Below are 14,282 nucleotides of genomic sequence, written 5' to 3'. Positions count from 1 at the left end.
GGGCGGTTCACAACTGACAGCCCGGAGAATCCGGAAACCGCCTTTCTGAGCTCAGGCGCTTTGCATAGGTTGCTCGCATGCGGCGCAGAACGCTCGGCTACGAGGACGCGGTACGGATCCTGGGTGGGGAGAGCGCCGTCCTCCGGGCGTTCGGCTGGCTCTCCGGCGCGGGGCTGACGGTCGCCTCCGCCGGCGGCAGCGAGCTGGCGCTGAGCCTGTTCGACCTCAAAGGCGAGGTCGAACGCCTCTCCCAGGACGCGGTCTCCACCGTTCGCCGGCGGGTCGGCGGTCTGACCAGGTTCGAGCGCAGCGAGTTGCTGGAGGCGGCCCATGTCGTGATCGTCATTGCCGCGTTCTTCACGGCGCTGGACGATCTCGACGGAGAGCTTCGTACCACGCTGAACACCACGACGCTCGAACTCGTCCGCGCCGAGCAGGCCGCGCTGGCGACGGGACGACCCGTACAGGGCGGACGGATCGCCGAGCTGGTCGAGGTGCTCAACACCCCGGGCAACCTGCCCGATATGGGCGCCCACTGGAGGCAGACCCCGCTCCTCGCCTACTACCAGACGCTGGCGAGGCGGTTGCTCGAGTTCGGCCCCGGCACGGCGGCGTGGGACGGCGCGGACGAGACCACCCGGCTGCGCTGGGCGGCCGGGCTCGAAACGGATCTGCCCAGGCTCGCGACCACGAGGTACGAGCGGATGCTGAGGCAGTTGGCGAGCGACTATCCGGAGGTGGCGTTCTGGGCCCATCAGGCGGGCGTTCGCGTGCTTCTGGACGAGCTCAAGGCGGCCCGCCAGGACGTCACCGAGACGGGGACGAAGCTGGCGGGGCTGGCCCGGATGGTGCGCTGGATGGCCCAGGGCCGCGCTCCTGACGCGTTGCGTTCGGCGCTCAGCACCGAGTATCGGGCGCAGGTCGACCGCCCGCTGACCGACCCGGACGCCGTTCCGGACGGTGTGCGGCTGCCGAAGCTCCGTGAGGTCTACGTCAATCCGTCCTACCGCCGCCTGACCGGCCTCGGCAGGGCGGCGGAGCAGCCCGAGCAGGTCAGCGAGGCCGGCTGGCGGAACGCCGAGCTCGGAGATGATCTGGAGACCTTTCTGGTCCAGCATCTCATCAGTCCGGCCGCCACCAAGGCGCCGCTGGTCGTGCTCGGTCAGCCGGGCGCCGGGAAGTCGTTGCTCACCCAGATGCTCGCCGCGCAACTCCCGCCGGACGACTATCTCGTCGTCCGGGTGGAACTGCGCGACGTCTCGGCGGACGCCGACATCCAGCACCAGATCGAGGAGGCGCTCCAGAAGATCACCAGGGTGGAGCACGAGTGGCAGACGGTGTCCGCCTCGTGCGCGCCCGCGCTGCCGGTCGTGCTCCTCGACGGCTTCGACGAACTGCTCCAGGCCAGCAACACCGTCCACTACGACTACCTGGAGAAGGTCAAGGACTTCCAGGACCGGGGGGCCCGGCACGGCCATCCCGCCGCGGTGATCGTCACCAGCCGGACGGCGGTCGCCGACCAGGTCCGCTACCCGCGGGAGTCGGTCGTCGTCCAGTTGGAGGAGTTCACCGACGCGCAGGTGCGCCGGTGGATCGAGCGCTGGCGCGCGGCCAACCCGCAGCGCGCGCTGAACACGGAGGAGGCGCTGGTGCACGGCGAAATCGCCCGCCAGCCCCTGCTGCTGTTCATGCTGGCGTTGTTTCACGCCGACGGCGGGGAGCTCCAGGGGAAGATCGGCCAGACCGAGCTCTACGAGAGCCTTTTCAGCAGGTTCGCCGAGCGTGAGGTCGACAAACGGGGCCGGCATCTGGGCGAGCGGGACCGGCGCATGCTCATCGCCCGCGAGCTCTATCTGATGTCCATGGTGGCCTTCTCGATGTTCAACCGGAGCTCGCAGAGCGTCACTGACGAGGGCCTTGCCCGTGACCTGGCGGCGCTGCCGTTCGGAGGCGACCCCCGCCGTCGTGACACCGCTCTCGACACCGCCCAGGAGGTGGCCGGGCGTTTTTTCTTCAAACTGTTCGTGCACCGTAACCAGGCCGTGGAAGGCCACACCCTGCACCGCCGGTATGAGTTCCTGCATTCCTCGTTCGGCGAGTTCCTGGTGGGGCGGTGGATCGCCGACGAGTTGGTCCGCGTGGCCGGGCAGCTGCTGAAGAACGCCGATGACCCGATCCCCGTGGCGCCTGACGACACCAGGCTGCGCACGCTCGTGAGTTTCGCCGTCCTGGCCGGCCGGGCCCGTGTCGTGGAGGTCATCGCGGATCGCTTCCGTGCGCGGTCTTCAGAGGAACTCGTGGAGCTCCGGGCCCTGCTCATCCGGCTCTTCCGCGAGTGCATGGACAGCCGGGCCCCCGAGCTGTTGTCGCCGGCCTACGAACCGGTCAGGCTCGGCGTTCCCGCCAGGTTCGCGGTGTACAGCGCGAATCTCTGCACCCTGCTCGTTCACGCGGCCGGAGCCCTGGCGGCCCGCGATCCGAGCCTGACCCGGATCTCCCTGGCCGAGCTGGGCTTTCACGAAGATCTGGACGAGGCGTCCCGGAGTTTCTTCGCCATCACCCGTTCCTGGCACGCCCATCTCAACCGGAAGAGCTGGCACGCCATGCTCGACGTCATCCGGGTGACGGACAGCTCGGGGAGTCGAGACTTCCATCTCTCCTCATGGAATGTCGCGGAGATTCCCGGCGAGGGGCCGAACAGCGCATCCGACCTGCTCGCGGGTCTCACGGTGCGGACGAATCCCCCTGTTCTGCCGGGAACCTGGGTGGGGCAGGTCTTCAGGGAGACCGCGCTGCTCGACTCCGAGACCCAGCACCGCATGCTGACGACGCTGCTCCCGTTTCTCGAGGCGGCCGGTCTCTTCCGCGGAACGGAGTTTCCCATCGGCTCGTCCGGCGCGCTGGCCATGGAGCTCCTCGTTCATCGGCGGCCGTTCGACGCCGTCAGTCGATCGGACTGCTACATCGAGTTACTAGACAGGGAGCCTGAGCCGAATATCGGCTTTGCGCGGTTGTTCCTCGGAGCCCTGCGGAACGAACCGGCCCGGGTTCAGGCCTTGGTGGTCACACGGGCCTGGCAGGAGTTCGAAAGGCTCGCCTGGGCGCATATCACGGCTTTCCTCGACGCGCTCAGGGACTGCCTGGTGAGCCAGTTCGAGGCGCCGCCCCCCTGGTCTTTCCATCCTCGTTTCACCGACCCGATCGATGTGCACAACTACTGCGCGCTCTTGGGATTCCGCGAGGTGCCCCACCACTTCGACGTGCGGGATCTGGCATGCCTGCTCGTACTCCGGGACCTTATGGGCCTGGGCACTCTCGATCAGGTTGAGGCCCTGTGCCAAGCCGTCCCGCACTGGGAGCCGCCCGGCCACCAGGAGCTGGTTCAGGTCGCGCTGTGGGCGGCGATGGCGGAGCGCGACCTCGTGGCGTACGGGCCCCCTTCGATCAACTTGAGCCGGGAGCAGGCCGAGCGTCTCGACGAGGTGGCACCCGGCTACCTGACGGGCATCAGCGAACTCGCCACCCTCTGGCGGCAAGAGAATCCGGTGGTCATCCGCTGATAGCCGATCAGCCGTCGAGGGAGAGTTGATCGGCCAGCCAGAGAATGGGCTCCAGCACGTTGATGGGTTGAATCGCGCCGCGAATGCGGTGGCCCTCCTCCGAGGGGACGACGTTCTGGACATCGTCCGGGTCGAAGACCCTCCGAGCCGGATCGACGTGGAAGCCGATGGCCGAGGTGGCGAAGAAGCGGACGCGCTCCGGGCGGAAGAACTGCCGGATCATGCTCAGCAGCATGTCGCCGTTACCGCTCGCGGACCTCTCACACAAGGCCGTGAAAAGCTCCTCGGTGTCCTGGGGATCTACCCTCGGCAGGTGGTAGGGATCGTCCGGATCCGTAGTGACCAGGCCAAGGCGCTCGGCGGTGGCCAGGACGCGGACATCGTCGAATTTGGTGACACAGACCGCGAGTCGATGGGGCAGCAGTCTGGTGGAGGCATCCGACGCCATGGTTCGATACGCCAACGAGTAGAGCACCCGGTGAAAGTAGTCGAAGCTGTCGCCGGATTGGAACTCGCGGATCGGATCGAAGAGAAACAGGAGCCCGTCGCTGCCCGTGAGAAGGTCGACCGGTTCGCTGGACAACCGGGTTCCGAAGAACGCGCCAGGCATGTCGACGAGGCTCAGATCCACGTTGGTCGATTCGGCGACGGGGGCACGGCGGAACCATGGCCTGCGTTGTGTCCGCGGCGGCCCGACCAACCGGCAGTCCAGTTCGGCCAGGTGGGACGTCACCTCGGGAAACTCACGCCCCTCCACCAACTGGGCGGTCATCGTCGAGAACCGCTCGATGGCCGCGTCGTCCTTCGGCACGACGGACCAGCCCAGCTTGCTCCTGGTCACCGCGATGTACAGGGCTGCCAGGAAGGTGGTCTTGCCACTGCCGGGCGCGCCCCAGATCGTGATCTTGCGTTTCGTCATGGGGCCACCTCGATGAGCGGAAACGGGATCCGGTCGAGGCCGGATGTGGCGAGGCCCAGGTCGGCGCAGAGCCGGGTGACATTCCCGTCGTCCGTCCGTGCCCGTGAGGACGCTCCGAGCACGCTCCAGATCGGGTCGTTCCTTCCGGTGATCGCGCCGAAGACCACTCCGGCGCGTTCGAGCCAGGCTATCTGGCGGGCCCAGTCATAGCGGTTGGGGCAGGCCAGCAGTCTCTCGTGGCGGCCCGGGGGGTGTGGCGGGCGATCGCCCGTGGTCAGCAGGACGGTGCGGCCGGGGCTGCCCTCGCCCAGCCGGGTGACCACCTCGGCCAGCATGTCCTCCAACTGGGCCGCGTCACGGTAGCCGTCGGGACGCACGGGTTCGGCCTCCAGCCGTTCCAGTGCGGTCAGGGCCCGCTCCGGCGAAGCCAGCCAGCATCGTGGCCGCACGGCCGTCTCCGGAACCTGCCAGTTGTAGGAATGCGCCGCATACGGAACCAGGGAGACCAGGCATTCCGTGGTTCCGGCCATGACTTCACTGACGACCCGGCGCACCAGGTCGATGCGGCGGGCCACGAGCTCCCGATGCCCGCACGTCTCCAGCCCCACGATGAGATGAACCCGGCCGCCGTGCGTACCGATCAGGGGCCAGGCTTTCACGACCAGGTCGGCCCAGCCTTGATCATCCTGGACGAACGGGCCGGAGGAGACGAACTCCACGCTGCCGGGGCCGCCGAGCACCAGCCGGACCTCGTGCCGCCCCGGCGGCAGGTCCGCGACCCGGATGGTGAGCGGACGTGGCTGCCCTTCGGTCATGGAGAGAACGGCGAACACCACCTGCCCGCTCGTCTGGACGACCACCTCGGTCGTCGCGCCACGGGCGGCGCCCGCCGGGAAGACGGTCACGGCAGCGGGCCGCGGCTCACCGCCCAGCGGATCCCGAGTGAGGCCGAGCAGTCCGTACGGCTGCTGGAGAGGCTCGTCCGCCAGGACCTCGCGCAGCAGTGCCGCGACAGGCAGGCCGGGGATGCGCGCCAACACCGAACCAGGCCGGATCTCGGCCAGCCAGGCCGCCGCCAGATCCGGCAGTTCCTCGCCCGGCGCGGAGCACACGATGATCACCGCTTCGTCGGAGACCCCGCCGGCGGCCTGGACGATCCGCCGGCGTTCCGGTGGGGTTCCTAACTCACGCCACGGCAGCATCAGCCCCGTGGCCGCGCACGGTGTGCCGGAGTCGTCCCGGTGCACGTCGAACGTGGTGACCCCGGCGACCCCCAGTTCGACGACGTTGAGATGCCGCGGACCCCGAAGAGTCCCCACGGCCGAGCTGAGCGTGCCTCGCAGCCGCGTGCCAGCCTCGCTCACTCCACTCCTCTCTCCAGATTTCTCATCTCACCAGTCCTGCCGGTGCGCCGCCAATATTTCCCCGCGAAAAGCGCGCTTTCTGGACGTTCGCCTTGGGCTCCTCGCACGGTTTTCGCCGCCGGCCGGGCGTCCGTTGCCGTGCTGCCCTTTCAGCCAGACAAGCCAGACGAGCCGGGCAAGCCGGTCAGGCTCCGGGGCCGGGCAGCACGTCGACGTCCGTGGCGCGCATCAGCCGGTCGCACACCGAGCAGTGCAGTTCCACATGGCTGATCTGGCCGCAGTCGTGGTGCCGATAGAGCACGGGGGGACCCGACTCGCCGGCCGTCCACCGGTCGCCCCAGCGCACCATGACCAGCAGCAGGTCGCACAGCTCCCGCCCCTTGTCGGTGAGCGTGTATTCGTGACGCGGCGGCCGCTGTGAGTATGCCCGGCGTTCCAGCACGCCGTTGTCGACCAGCCCCTTCAGTCGCTCACTCAGCACCTTGCTGGAGATGCCGAGATCGCGCTGGAGCTCGTCGAAGCGAGTGATGCCGACATAGACGTCGCGCAGGATCAGCGGCGACCACGGCTCGCCGACGATGTCCAGGGTTCGCGCGATGGAGCAGGCCATGTCGCCGAACCGGGTTCGCTGCATGGGGCCAGCCTAACCCAACGACTTCCCTTAGGGAAGTTACTGGAGTATGGTCCGACGAAGTAACTTTCTTCAAGAAAGCTTCAAGGAGGAGCGTCTTCTCATGAACCGGCCCCGGATCGTCTCGGACCAGGAGTGGCAAACCGCGCGGGACATGCTGCTCACCGAGGAAAAGGAACTCACCCGCGCGCTGGACGCCGTAGCCGCGCGACGCCGCCGGATGCCGATGGTCCGCATCGGCAAGGACTACCGGTTCGACGGCCCGGACGGGTCGGCCAACCTGCTCGACCTCTTCGACGGGCGCCGCCAGCTCATCACGTATTCCTTCATGTGGCATGGCGCCCACGAGTTCTGCTCGGGGTGCTCGATGTTCGCCGACAACATCGGCCATCTGGCCCACCTGCACGCTCGCGACGTCTCTCTGGCGCTGGTCTCCAACGGACCGCTCGCCGAGATCACCCCGTTCGGGCGGCGCATGGGGTGGACCATCCCGTGGTATTCCGCGCTGGGCAGCGACTTCAACCTCGACATGGGAGCCGGCGAGGGCTTCGCGCTGAACGTCTTCCTCCGCGACGGCGACGACGTCCACCGCACCTACTTCACCACCGGACGAGGCGTCGAACGGCTCGGCAGCGTCTGGACCTTTCTTGACCTGACCCCGTACGGCCGGCAGGAGACCTGGGAAGACTCACCCGACGGATGGCCGCGGACCCAGCCGTACAGCTGGTGGCGGCTGCACGACGAATACCAAGCCTGAGCACCTCGCCCGTTCCAGCCGGAGGAGACACCAGCATGGCCCATTCGATGCCCGTAGCCGAACTCCTGTTCAGCGAGACCGACGCGACACCGATGAGCACCGACCCGGCGACGGTGAAGCCGTGGAGCCAGGCGCGCGCGTGCCTGCGAGCCGCGCCGCAGGCGTGGCTGTCGACGACCCGGCCGGACGAGCGCCCTCACACCATGCCCGTAATGCCGGTGTGGGCGGACGACGCACCGTGCTTCACCACCCGCCCGGGCTCGCGCAAGGCCAAGAACCTCGACCGCAACGACAACTGTGTCCTCATCGTCAGCGACCCGAACCTCGACCTCGTCCTCGAAGGCCGCGCCACCCGCATCCAGGACCCGGCCCGGCAGCGCCGGGTGGCCGACGCCTTCATGACGAAGTATCAGTGGCCGTTCTCGACGCGCGACGGCCTCGTCTACGACGACGGCCTTCCCGGCTCACCGGAGTACGTGTTCTACCGGGTCACCCCCGTGCGTGCCTTCGGCTACGGGCCGGACGGCCTGACCGCGACCCGCTGGCGCTTCTGAGCACGCGGCGATGGCGCGGGCCGCGAGAAACGTCGTCGCGGCCGTCGCGATCAGCAGGGTGCTGGAAGAGGTCAATCATCCCGGGTGGAAGGTGTTCGGGGCGAGGATCCGGCATGACGGTATGCGGGCGGTATATCGGCTTCACCCGTGGAGACGACGTCAGGGGTTGAACCGGTAGCCCATGCCGGGTTCGGTGATCAGGTGGACGGGATGGGCCGGGTCGGGTTCGAGTTTGCGGCGGAGCTGGGTCATGTACTGGCGCAGGTAGTGGGTCTCCTTGACGAACTTGGCGCCCCACACCTCGGTGAGGATCTGGCGCTGGCTGATCAGCTTGCCCGGATGGCGCAGCAGCAGCTCCAGGATGTGCCACTCGGTGGGCGTCAGGCGCACGTGGCCGGAGACCGTCTTGCCGGTCAGGTCTATCAGATGGTCGCCCAGCCGGATGCTCGCCAGTTCGGCCTCCTGGGTGGCCCTGCGGCGGGTGACGGCGCGCACGCGGGCCAGCAGCTCGTCGATGCCGAACGGTTTGGTCACGTAGTCGTCGGCGCCGGCGTCCAGGGCTTCGATCTTGTCCTGGTTACCGGCTCGGCCGGACAGCACGATGATCGGCACGCTGCTCCAGCCGCGCAGGCCGTGGATGACGTCGACACCGTCCAGGTCGGGCAGACCGAGATCGAGGATGACCAGGTCCGGCGAGGTGTCGGCGGCCATCCGCAGGGCTGCCCCGCCGTCGGCGGCGACCTCGACCTCGTAGTGGCGGGCGGCCAGGTTGATGCGCAGCGCGCGCAGGATCTGCGGTTCGTCGTCGACGACGAGGACGCGGGTCATGCCGTCACCACCTTGGTGCAGATGGGCAGTGTCACGATCATGGTGAGACCTCCCCCTGGTGTCTCTTCGGGTACGAGAGTGCCGCCCATGGCCTCGGTCAGGCCGCGCGCGAGGGCGAGGCCGAGCCCGACGCCGGAGTGGATGTCGCGGTCGCCGAGCCGCTGGAACGGCTGGAAGACGCGGTCGTGGGCGTCGGGCGGGATGCCGGGGCCGCGGTCGATGACGCGGATCTCGACGTGTTCGCCGTGCCAGCTCGCGTTGATCAGCACTGTCTCGCCGGGTGGGTTGTAGCGGACCGCGTTGGACATGAGGTTGACCAGCACGCGCTCGAGGAGGGCGGGGTCGGCGAGGATCTCGGGCAGCTCGATGGAGACGTCCGGCTCGATCCGGTCGCCGAGCGGTCCGAGGTCGTCGATGGCGCGCGGGACGATCTCCTCCAGGGCCAAGGGTTGCGGGGTCACGCCGAGCACTCCGGCCTGCAGGCGGCTCATGTCGAGCAGGTTCGCCACCAGCCGATCCAGCTTGTCCAGGGATTCTTCCGCGGTGGCGACCAGCTCGGCGCGGTCGTGGTCGCTCCAGGCGACATCGGTGTTGCCCAGGTTTTCGACCGCGGCCTTGGCGGAGGCGAGCGGGGTGCGCAGGTCGTGGCTGACGGCGGCGAGCAGCGCGGTGCGCATCTTGTCGGCCTCGGCCAGGGGCCGGGCTTGTTCGGCCGCCTCCTGGAGGCGTTCCTGCCGGAGCGCGACGGCGGCCTCGGCGGCGAACGCCTCCAGCACAGTGCGGTCGGCGGCGTCCAGCGGGCCGCCCCGGGCGGCGAGCATCATGTCGTCGTCGATGACCACGTCGGTGTCGGCCTGGCCGGGGCAGGTGGACGGGGCGCCGCCGGAGGTGCCGACGATCCGCCAGGCGTCAGGGTCGGACTGGTCGTTGGGGGTGCGGGCGGCCTCGGACCGGCGTTCCAGCAGGGTGACCGAGGTCAGGCCGAACGTCTCGCGCATGCGCTCCAGCAGGGACGGCACGGCGGCTTGGCCGCGCAGGACGTGCCCGGCCAGGGTGGACAGCAGCTCGGCGTCGGCGCCGGCACGGGCGGCCTCACGGGTGCGCCGGGCGGCGATGTCGACGATCGTGCTGACCGCTGCGGCGACCAGGACGAACACCACCAGGGCGAAGAGGTTCTCCGGGTCGTTGATGGTGAACTCGCCGATCGGCGGCGTGAAGTACCAGTTGAGCAGGAGCGACCCGCCGATCGCGGCGGTGATGGCCGGCCACATGCCGCCCGCCAGCGCCACGCCGACGGTCAGGCAGAGGAAGAAGAGGATCTCGCTGGGCAGTGACAGCATGTCGCGGAACGGCGACAGCACGGCGGTCAGCAGCGGCATCCCGGCCACGGCCAGCACCCAGCCGGTCAGCCGGCGGGCGCGGGTGAGCGCGGCGTGCGAGCGGGCCGGTCGCCGGCGTCCCTTCTTGGCTTCGGCGTGGGTGATCATGTGGACGTCGATGGAGCCCGACCGGGCGGTGGTCTCCACCCCGACGCCGCGGGAGAAGACCTGCGCGAACCGGCCGCGTCTGGAGGCGCCGAGCACGAGTTGGGTGGCGTTGACGCCGCGGGCGAAGTCGAGCAGGGCGCGCGGGATGTCGTCGCCGACGACCTGGTGGTAGGTGCCGCCCATGCTCTCGACCAGGGTGCGCTGGCGGGCCAGGTTGGCCGGATCGCCTCCGGCCAGCCCGTCGGCGCTGGTCACGTGCACCGCGATCAGGTCGGCGCCCTTGCTGCGGGCGGCGATCCGGGCGGCGCGGCGGACCAGCGTGTCGCCTTCGGGGCCGCCGGTCAGCGCGACCACGACGCGTTCGCGGGCCTCCCAGGTGGTGGCGATGCCGTGCTCGGCCCGGTAGCGGTCGAGCTGGTCGTCGACCTTGCCGGCGACCCAGAGCAGGGCCAGCTCGCGCAGCGCGGTCAGGTTGCCCACGCGGAAGTAGTTGGCCAGTGCCGCGTTCACCTTCTCCGGGGCGTAGACGTTGCCGTGGGACATGCGGCGGCGCAGCGCCTCGGGCGACATGTCGACCAGCTCGACCTGGTCGGCCCGGCGCACCACCTCGTCGGGCACGGTCTCGCGCTGCGGGACGCCGGTGATCTCCTGGACGACGTCGTTGACGGACTCCAGGTGCTGGATGTTGACCGTGGAGACGACGTCGATCCCGGCGTCGAGGATCTCGTCGATGTCCTGCCAGCGCTTGACGTTGCGCGAGCCGGGCACGTTGGTGTGGGCCAGCTCGTCGATCAGGGCGATCTTCGGGGCGCGCTCGATGACCGCCTCGACGTCGAGCTCGGTGAAGGTGGCCCCCCGGTGGACCATGGTCCTGCGGGGGATGATCTCCATGCCCTCCAGCAGGGCGGCGGTGCGGGCGCGGCCGTGGGTCTCGACGAAACCCACGACCACCTCCCTGCCACGCTCCAGGCCGCGGCGGCCCTCACCGAGCATGGCGTAGGTCTTGCCGACCCCGGGGGCCGCCCCGAGGTAGACCCGCAGGCGGCCCCTGGTCATGACCGGTCGAGTGCCAGGTTGAGTTCGAGCACGTTGACGCCGGGTTCGCCCATGAAGCCGACCGCCCGGCCGGTGGTGTGCTCGTCGATCAGCGCTCTTACCCGCTCGACGGCCAGGCCGCGCTCCCTGGCCACGCGGGGCGCCTGGAGCTCGGCGTAGGCGACCGAGATGTGCGGGTCGAGCCCGGAGCCGCTGGCCGTCACCGCGTCGGCGGGCACCGCGGGGGTTCCCGCGTCGCCCCTGACCGGAACGGTGCGGCCGGCCGCGTAGTCCTCGCCGGGCTTGCCGCACTCCACCTTCAGCCCCTGGTAGGTGGCGACGAAGGGGGCGGCGGGGCAGGCCTGGTTGACGCTGACCGCGCGGTCGGGGAACACCTTCAGCACCGCGCCGACACCGTCGGGCGTGCAGTACGGGCGGGCGCCGCTGACGCCCTCCAGCTCTCCGACGGCCTTGGAGCGGGCGCAGACCTGGGTGAGCAGCGACTGCTTGCCCGCGTCCGGATTCCCCTTCTCGTCCTTGGCGCCGGGCACCGGCAAGGTGTCCACGACGTCCTCGGGACCCAGGTTGCCGGCGCTGGTCGACAGCGGGTCGTAGCCGGCTCCCGCGGCCGACGGACGCGATTGGAAGTACTTCCGGACCGGATTGCCGTCGGCGTCGGTGAAGGACTGGCCGATGAGCGCGCTGCCCACCTCCTTGCCGCCGGCCTGGACGATCGAGCCGTTGGCGTTGCCGTTGAACAGCGCCTGGGCGACGCCGGTGGTGACCAGCGGGTAGATCAGGCCGAGCAGCACGGTGAGGACGGCGACCGCCCGGATCGCGGCGAGATGCAGACGCAGCCAGCTGGGTAGACGTTCCATTTATGACATCCCCGGAAGGAACTGGATGAACAGGTCGATGATCTTGATGCCGATGAACGGCGCGACGATGCCGCCCAGGCCGTAGACGTACAGGTTGCGGCTGAGCAGCTTGGAGGCGCTGGAGGGCCGATAGCGCACGCCGCGCAGTGCCAGCGGGATCAGCGCGACGATGATGATCGCGTTGAAGATCACCGCGGACAGGATCGCGGACTGGGGGCTGGCCAGGCGCATGATGTTGAGGGCGTCCAGGCCCGGGTAGACCGCCACGAACATGGCCGGGATGATCGCGAAGTACTTGGCGATGTCGTTGGCGATGGAGAACGTGGTCAGCGCGCCGCGCGTGATGAGCAGTTGCTTGCCGATCTCGACGATCTCGATGAGCTTGGTCGGGTTGGAGTCGAGGTCGACCATGTTGCCGGCCTCCTTGGCGGCGGAGGTGCCGGTGTTCATCGCCACCCCGACGTCCGACTGGGCCAGGGCGGGGGCGTCGTTGGTGCCGTCGCCGGTCATGGCGACCAGGCGGCCGCCCTCCTGCTCCTTCTTGATCAGGGCCAGCTTGTCCTCGGGGGTGGCCTCGGCCAGGAAGTCGTCCACTCCGGCCTCGTCGGCGATGGCCTTCGCGGTCAGCGGGTTGTCGCCGGTGATCATCACGGTCCGGATGCCCATGCGGCGCATCTCGTCGAACCGCTCGCGCATGCCCTGCTTGACCACGTCCTTGAGGTGGATCACGCCGAGCACGCGGCCCTTCTCGGCCACGACCAGCGGGGTGCCGCCCGAGCCCGAGATGCCGTCCACGACGTGGCCGATCTCGTCGGTCGGGTGGCCGCCGTGGTCGCGTACCCACTTCATGACCGCGGTCGCGGCGCCCTTGCGGACCTCGCGGCTGCCCAGGTTCACCCCGGACATACGGGTCTGGGCGGTGAACTGCACCCACTCGGCGCCGTGAACCTCGCGCTCGCGCAGGCCGTAGCGTTCCTTGGCGAACACCACGATCGAGCGGCCCTCCGGGGTCGCGTCGGCCAGGCTGGACAGCTGTGCCGCCTCGGCCAGCTCCTGCTCGCTCACCCCGGCCACCGGGACGAACTCGGCGGCTTGCCGGTTGCCCAGCGTGATCGTGCCGGTCTTGTCCAGCAGCAGGGTGGAGACGTCACCGGCGGCCTCGACCGCGCGGCCGGACATCGCGAGCACGTTGCGCTGGACGAGGCGGTCCATGCCGGCGATGCCGATGGCCGACAGCAGCGCGCCGATGGTGGTCGGGATCAGGCAGACCAGCAGCGAGACCAGCACGACGCCGGTGACGCCGTCGCCGTTCAGCGCGAGTGAGTCCGGCACGCCAGGGTTGGTGAGCTTGGCGTAGATGGCCAGCGGCTGCATGGTGACCGTGGCGACCAGGAAGATGATCGTCAGGGCGGCCAGCAGGATGTTCAGCGCGATCTCGTTCGGCGTCTTCTGCCGGTTCGCGCCCTCGACCAGGGCGATCATGCGGTCGATGAAGCTCTCGCCGGGCCTCTGCGTGATCTTGACGATGATCCGGTCGGACAGCACCTTGGTGCCGCCCGTCACCGCGGAGCGGTCGCCGCCGGACTCGCGGATGACGGGGGCGGACTCTCCGGTGATGGCCGACTCGTCCACCGAGGCGATCCCGTCGATGACGTCGCCGTCGCCGGGGATGACCTCCCCGGCCTCGACGATCACGTGGTCGCCCTGCCTCAGCTCCCCCGCGCCGACGACATCCCACTCGAAGACGTCCCGTTCGGAGACGCCCTGCTCAGAGCCGTCCCGGTCGGAGGCGAGCCGCTCGGAGCCGTCCCGCTCGGAGGCGAGCCGCTCGGAGCCGTCCCGCTCGGAGGCGAGCCGCTCGGAGCCGTCCCGCTCGGAGGCGAGCCGGGCCGCGAGGTCGCCGGGGTCGCGGAGCCGGCGCGCCGTGGTGTCGTGCTTGGCCTTGCGCAGCGTGGCGGCCTGCGCCTTGCCCCGCCCCTCGGCGACGGCCTCGGCCAGGTTGGCGAAGATCACGGTCAGCCACAGCCACGCGACGATGGCCCAGGCGAAGAACGACGGGTCGAGGATCGCCAGCACGGTGGTGAACACGGCGCCGATCTCGACGATGAACATCACGGGGTTGTGCCACAGCGTGGCCGGGTTGAGTTTCTTCAACGCGTCCGGCAGCGACACGATCAGCTGTTGGGGATCCAGCAGACCGCCGCCCACGCGGCCGTTGGGCTTGGGCGCGGCAGCCTTGCCCGGCGCGTCGAGCACTGGGGTTGACATA

General features: G+C 69.4%; 10 protein-coding genes. 3 read left to right on the top strand and 7 right to left on the bottom strand.

What is annotated here, in order from left to right:
* The first annotated feature begins 77 nt into the window (after positions 1-77).
* Positions 78-3,560 carry an AAA family ATPase gene (locus tag AB0C16_RS26040; RefSeq protein ID WP_357686541.1) on the top strand — a complete coding sequence of 1,161 codons (3,483 nt, stop codon included), beginning with the start codon at positions 78-80 and terminating at the stop codon, positions 3,558-3,560.
* A gap of 7 nt (positions 3,561-3,567) precedes the next feature.
* On the opposite strand, the gene AB0C16_RS26035 is transcribed toward AB0C16_RS26040, so the two are convergent.
* From AB0C16_RS26035 to AB0C16_RS26025, 3 genes are all read right to left on the bottom strand, one after another.
* Positions 3,568-4,479, bottom strand: a complete 912-nt coding sequence (locus tag AB0C16_RS26035; protein WP_357686540.1) for a hypothetical protein — start codon at positions 4,477-4,479, stop codon at positions 3,568-3,570.
* Entirely contained in the window at positions 4,476-5,843 is a 1,368-nt protein-coding gene (locus tag AB0C16_RS26030) for a hypothetical protein (protein WP_357686539.1), read from the bottom strand. Before AB0C16_RS26030 ends, AB0C16_RS26035 begins: the two co-directional genes overlap by 4 nt.
* Positions 5,844-6,027: 184 nt before the next feature.
* Positions 6,028-6,477, bottom strand: a complete 450-nt coding sequence (locus AB0C16_RS26025; RefSeq protein WP_357686537.1) for a helix-turn-helix domain-containing protein — start codon at positions 6,475-6,477, stop codon at positions 6,028-6,030.
* A gap of 100 nt (positions 6,478-6,577) precedes the next feature.
* On the opposite strand from AB0C16_RS26025, the gene AB0C16_RS26020 reads away from it, so the two are divergent.
* Together AB0C16_RS26020 and AB0C16_RS26015 are read left to right on the top strand one after the other, a co-directional pair.
* Positions 6,578-7,231 carry a DUF899 domain-containing protein gene (locus AB0C16_RS26020; RefSeq protein WP_357686536.1) on the top strand — a complete coding sequence of 218 codons (654 nt, stop codon included), beginning with the start codon at positions 6,578-6,580 and terminating at the stop codon, positions 7,229-7,231.
* Between the two features lie 35 nt (positions 7,232-7,266).
* Entirely contained in the window at positions 7,267-7,785 is a 519-nt protein-coding gene (locus tag AB0C16_RS26015) for a pyridoxamine 5'-phosphate oxidase family protein (RefSeq protein ID WP_357686534.1), read from the top strand.
* 159 nt (positions 7,786-7,944) lie between these two features.
* Here the strand turns inward: AB0C16_RS26015 and AB0C16_RS26010 are convergent, their stop codons facing one another.
* From AB0C16_RS26010 to kdpB, 4 genes are read right to left on the bottom strand one after another with little or no spacing between them, the layout of a single operon-like run.
* Positions 7,945-8,613, bottom strand: coding sequence for a response regulator (locus tag AB0C16_RS26010; protein ID WP_357686533.1), 669 nt, complete (start codon positions 8,611-8,613; stop codon positions 7,945-7,947).
* Positions 8,610-11,156, bottom strand: a complete 2,547-nt coding sequence (locus AB0C16_RS26005) for a DUF4118 domain-containing protein (RefSeq protein ID WP_357686532.1) — start codon at positions 11,154-11,156, stop codon at positions 8,610-8,612. The genes AB0C16_RS26010 and AB0C16_RS26005 overlap by 4 nt, the downstream gene beginning before the upstream one ends.
* The gene (locus AB0C16_RS26000; protein WP_357686531.1) at positions 11,153-12,013 is read right to left on the bottom strand and encodes a potassium-transporting ATPase subunit C; all 861 of its coding nucleotides are present in this window, start codon (positions 12,011-12,013) and stop codon (positions 11,153-11,155) included. Before AB0C16_RS26000 ends, AB0C16_RS26005 begins: the two co-directional genes overlap by 4 nt.
* A complete protein-coding gene (gene kdpB / locus AB0C16_RS25995) occupies positions 12,014-14,281 on the bottom strand; it encodes a potassium-transporting ATPase subunit KdpB (protein ID WP_357686530.1) in 2,268 nt (755 codons plus the stop codon).
* Between the last annotated feature and the right edge of the window lies 1 nt (position 14,282).

Source organism: Nonomuraea sp. NPDC048916, from assembly GCF_040649575.1.
Lineage (GTDB): Bacteria > Actinomycetota > Actinomycetes > Streptosporangiales > Streptosporangiaceae > Nonomuraea.
Note: the sequence above shows the minus strand (reverse complement) of the source record. Positions and strands in the feature narration are given on the sequence as shown.

What these genes read in the sequence shown, in the direction of transcription:
- AB0C16_RS26040 (WP_357686541.1), top strand. Translation starts at nt 78, where the DNA reads ATGCGGCGCAGAACGCTCGGCTACGAGGACGCGGTACGGATCCTGGGT.
- AB0C16_RS26035 (WP_357686540.1), bottom strand. Translation starts at nt 4,479, where the DNA reads ATGACGAAACGCAAGATCACGATCTGGGGCGCGCCCGGCAGTGGCAAG.
- AB0C16_RS26025 (WP_357686537.1), bottom strand. Translation starts at nt 6,477, where the DNA reads ATGCAGCGAACCCGGTTCGGCGACATGGCCTGCTCCATCGCGCGAACC.
- AB0C16_RS26020 (WP_357686536.1), top strand. Translation starts at nt 6,578, where the DNA reads ATGAACCGGCCCCGGATCGTCTCGGACCAGGAGTGGCAAACCGCGCGG.
- AB0C16_RS26015 (WP_357686534.1), top strand. Translation starts at nt 7,267, where the DNA reads ATGGCCCATTCGATGCCCGTAGCCGAACTCCTGTTCAGCGAGACCGAC.
- AB0C16_RS26010 (WP_357686533.1), bottom strand. Translation starts at nt 8,613, where the DNA reads ATGACCCGCGTCCTCGTCGTCGACGACGAACCGCAGATCCTGCGCGCG.
- AB0C16_RS26005 (WP_357686532.1), bottom strand. Translation starts at nt 11,156, where the DNA reads ATGACCAGGGGCCGCCTGCGGGTCTACCTCGGGGCGGCCCCCGGGGTC.
- AB0C16_RS26000 (WP_357686531.1), bottom strand. Translation starts at nt 12,013, where the DNA reads ATGGAACGTCTACCCAGCTGGCTGCGTCTGCATCTCGCCGCGATCCGG.
- kdpB (WP_357686530.1), bottom strand. Translation starts at nt 14,281, where the DNA reads ATGTCAACCCCAGTGCTCGACGCGCCGGGCAAGGCTGCCGCGCCCAAG.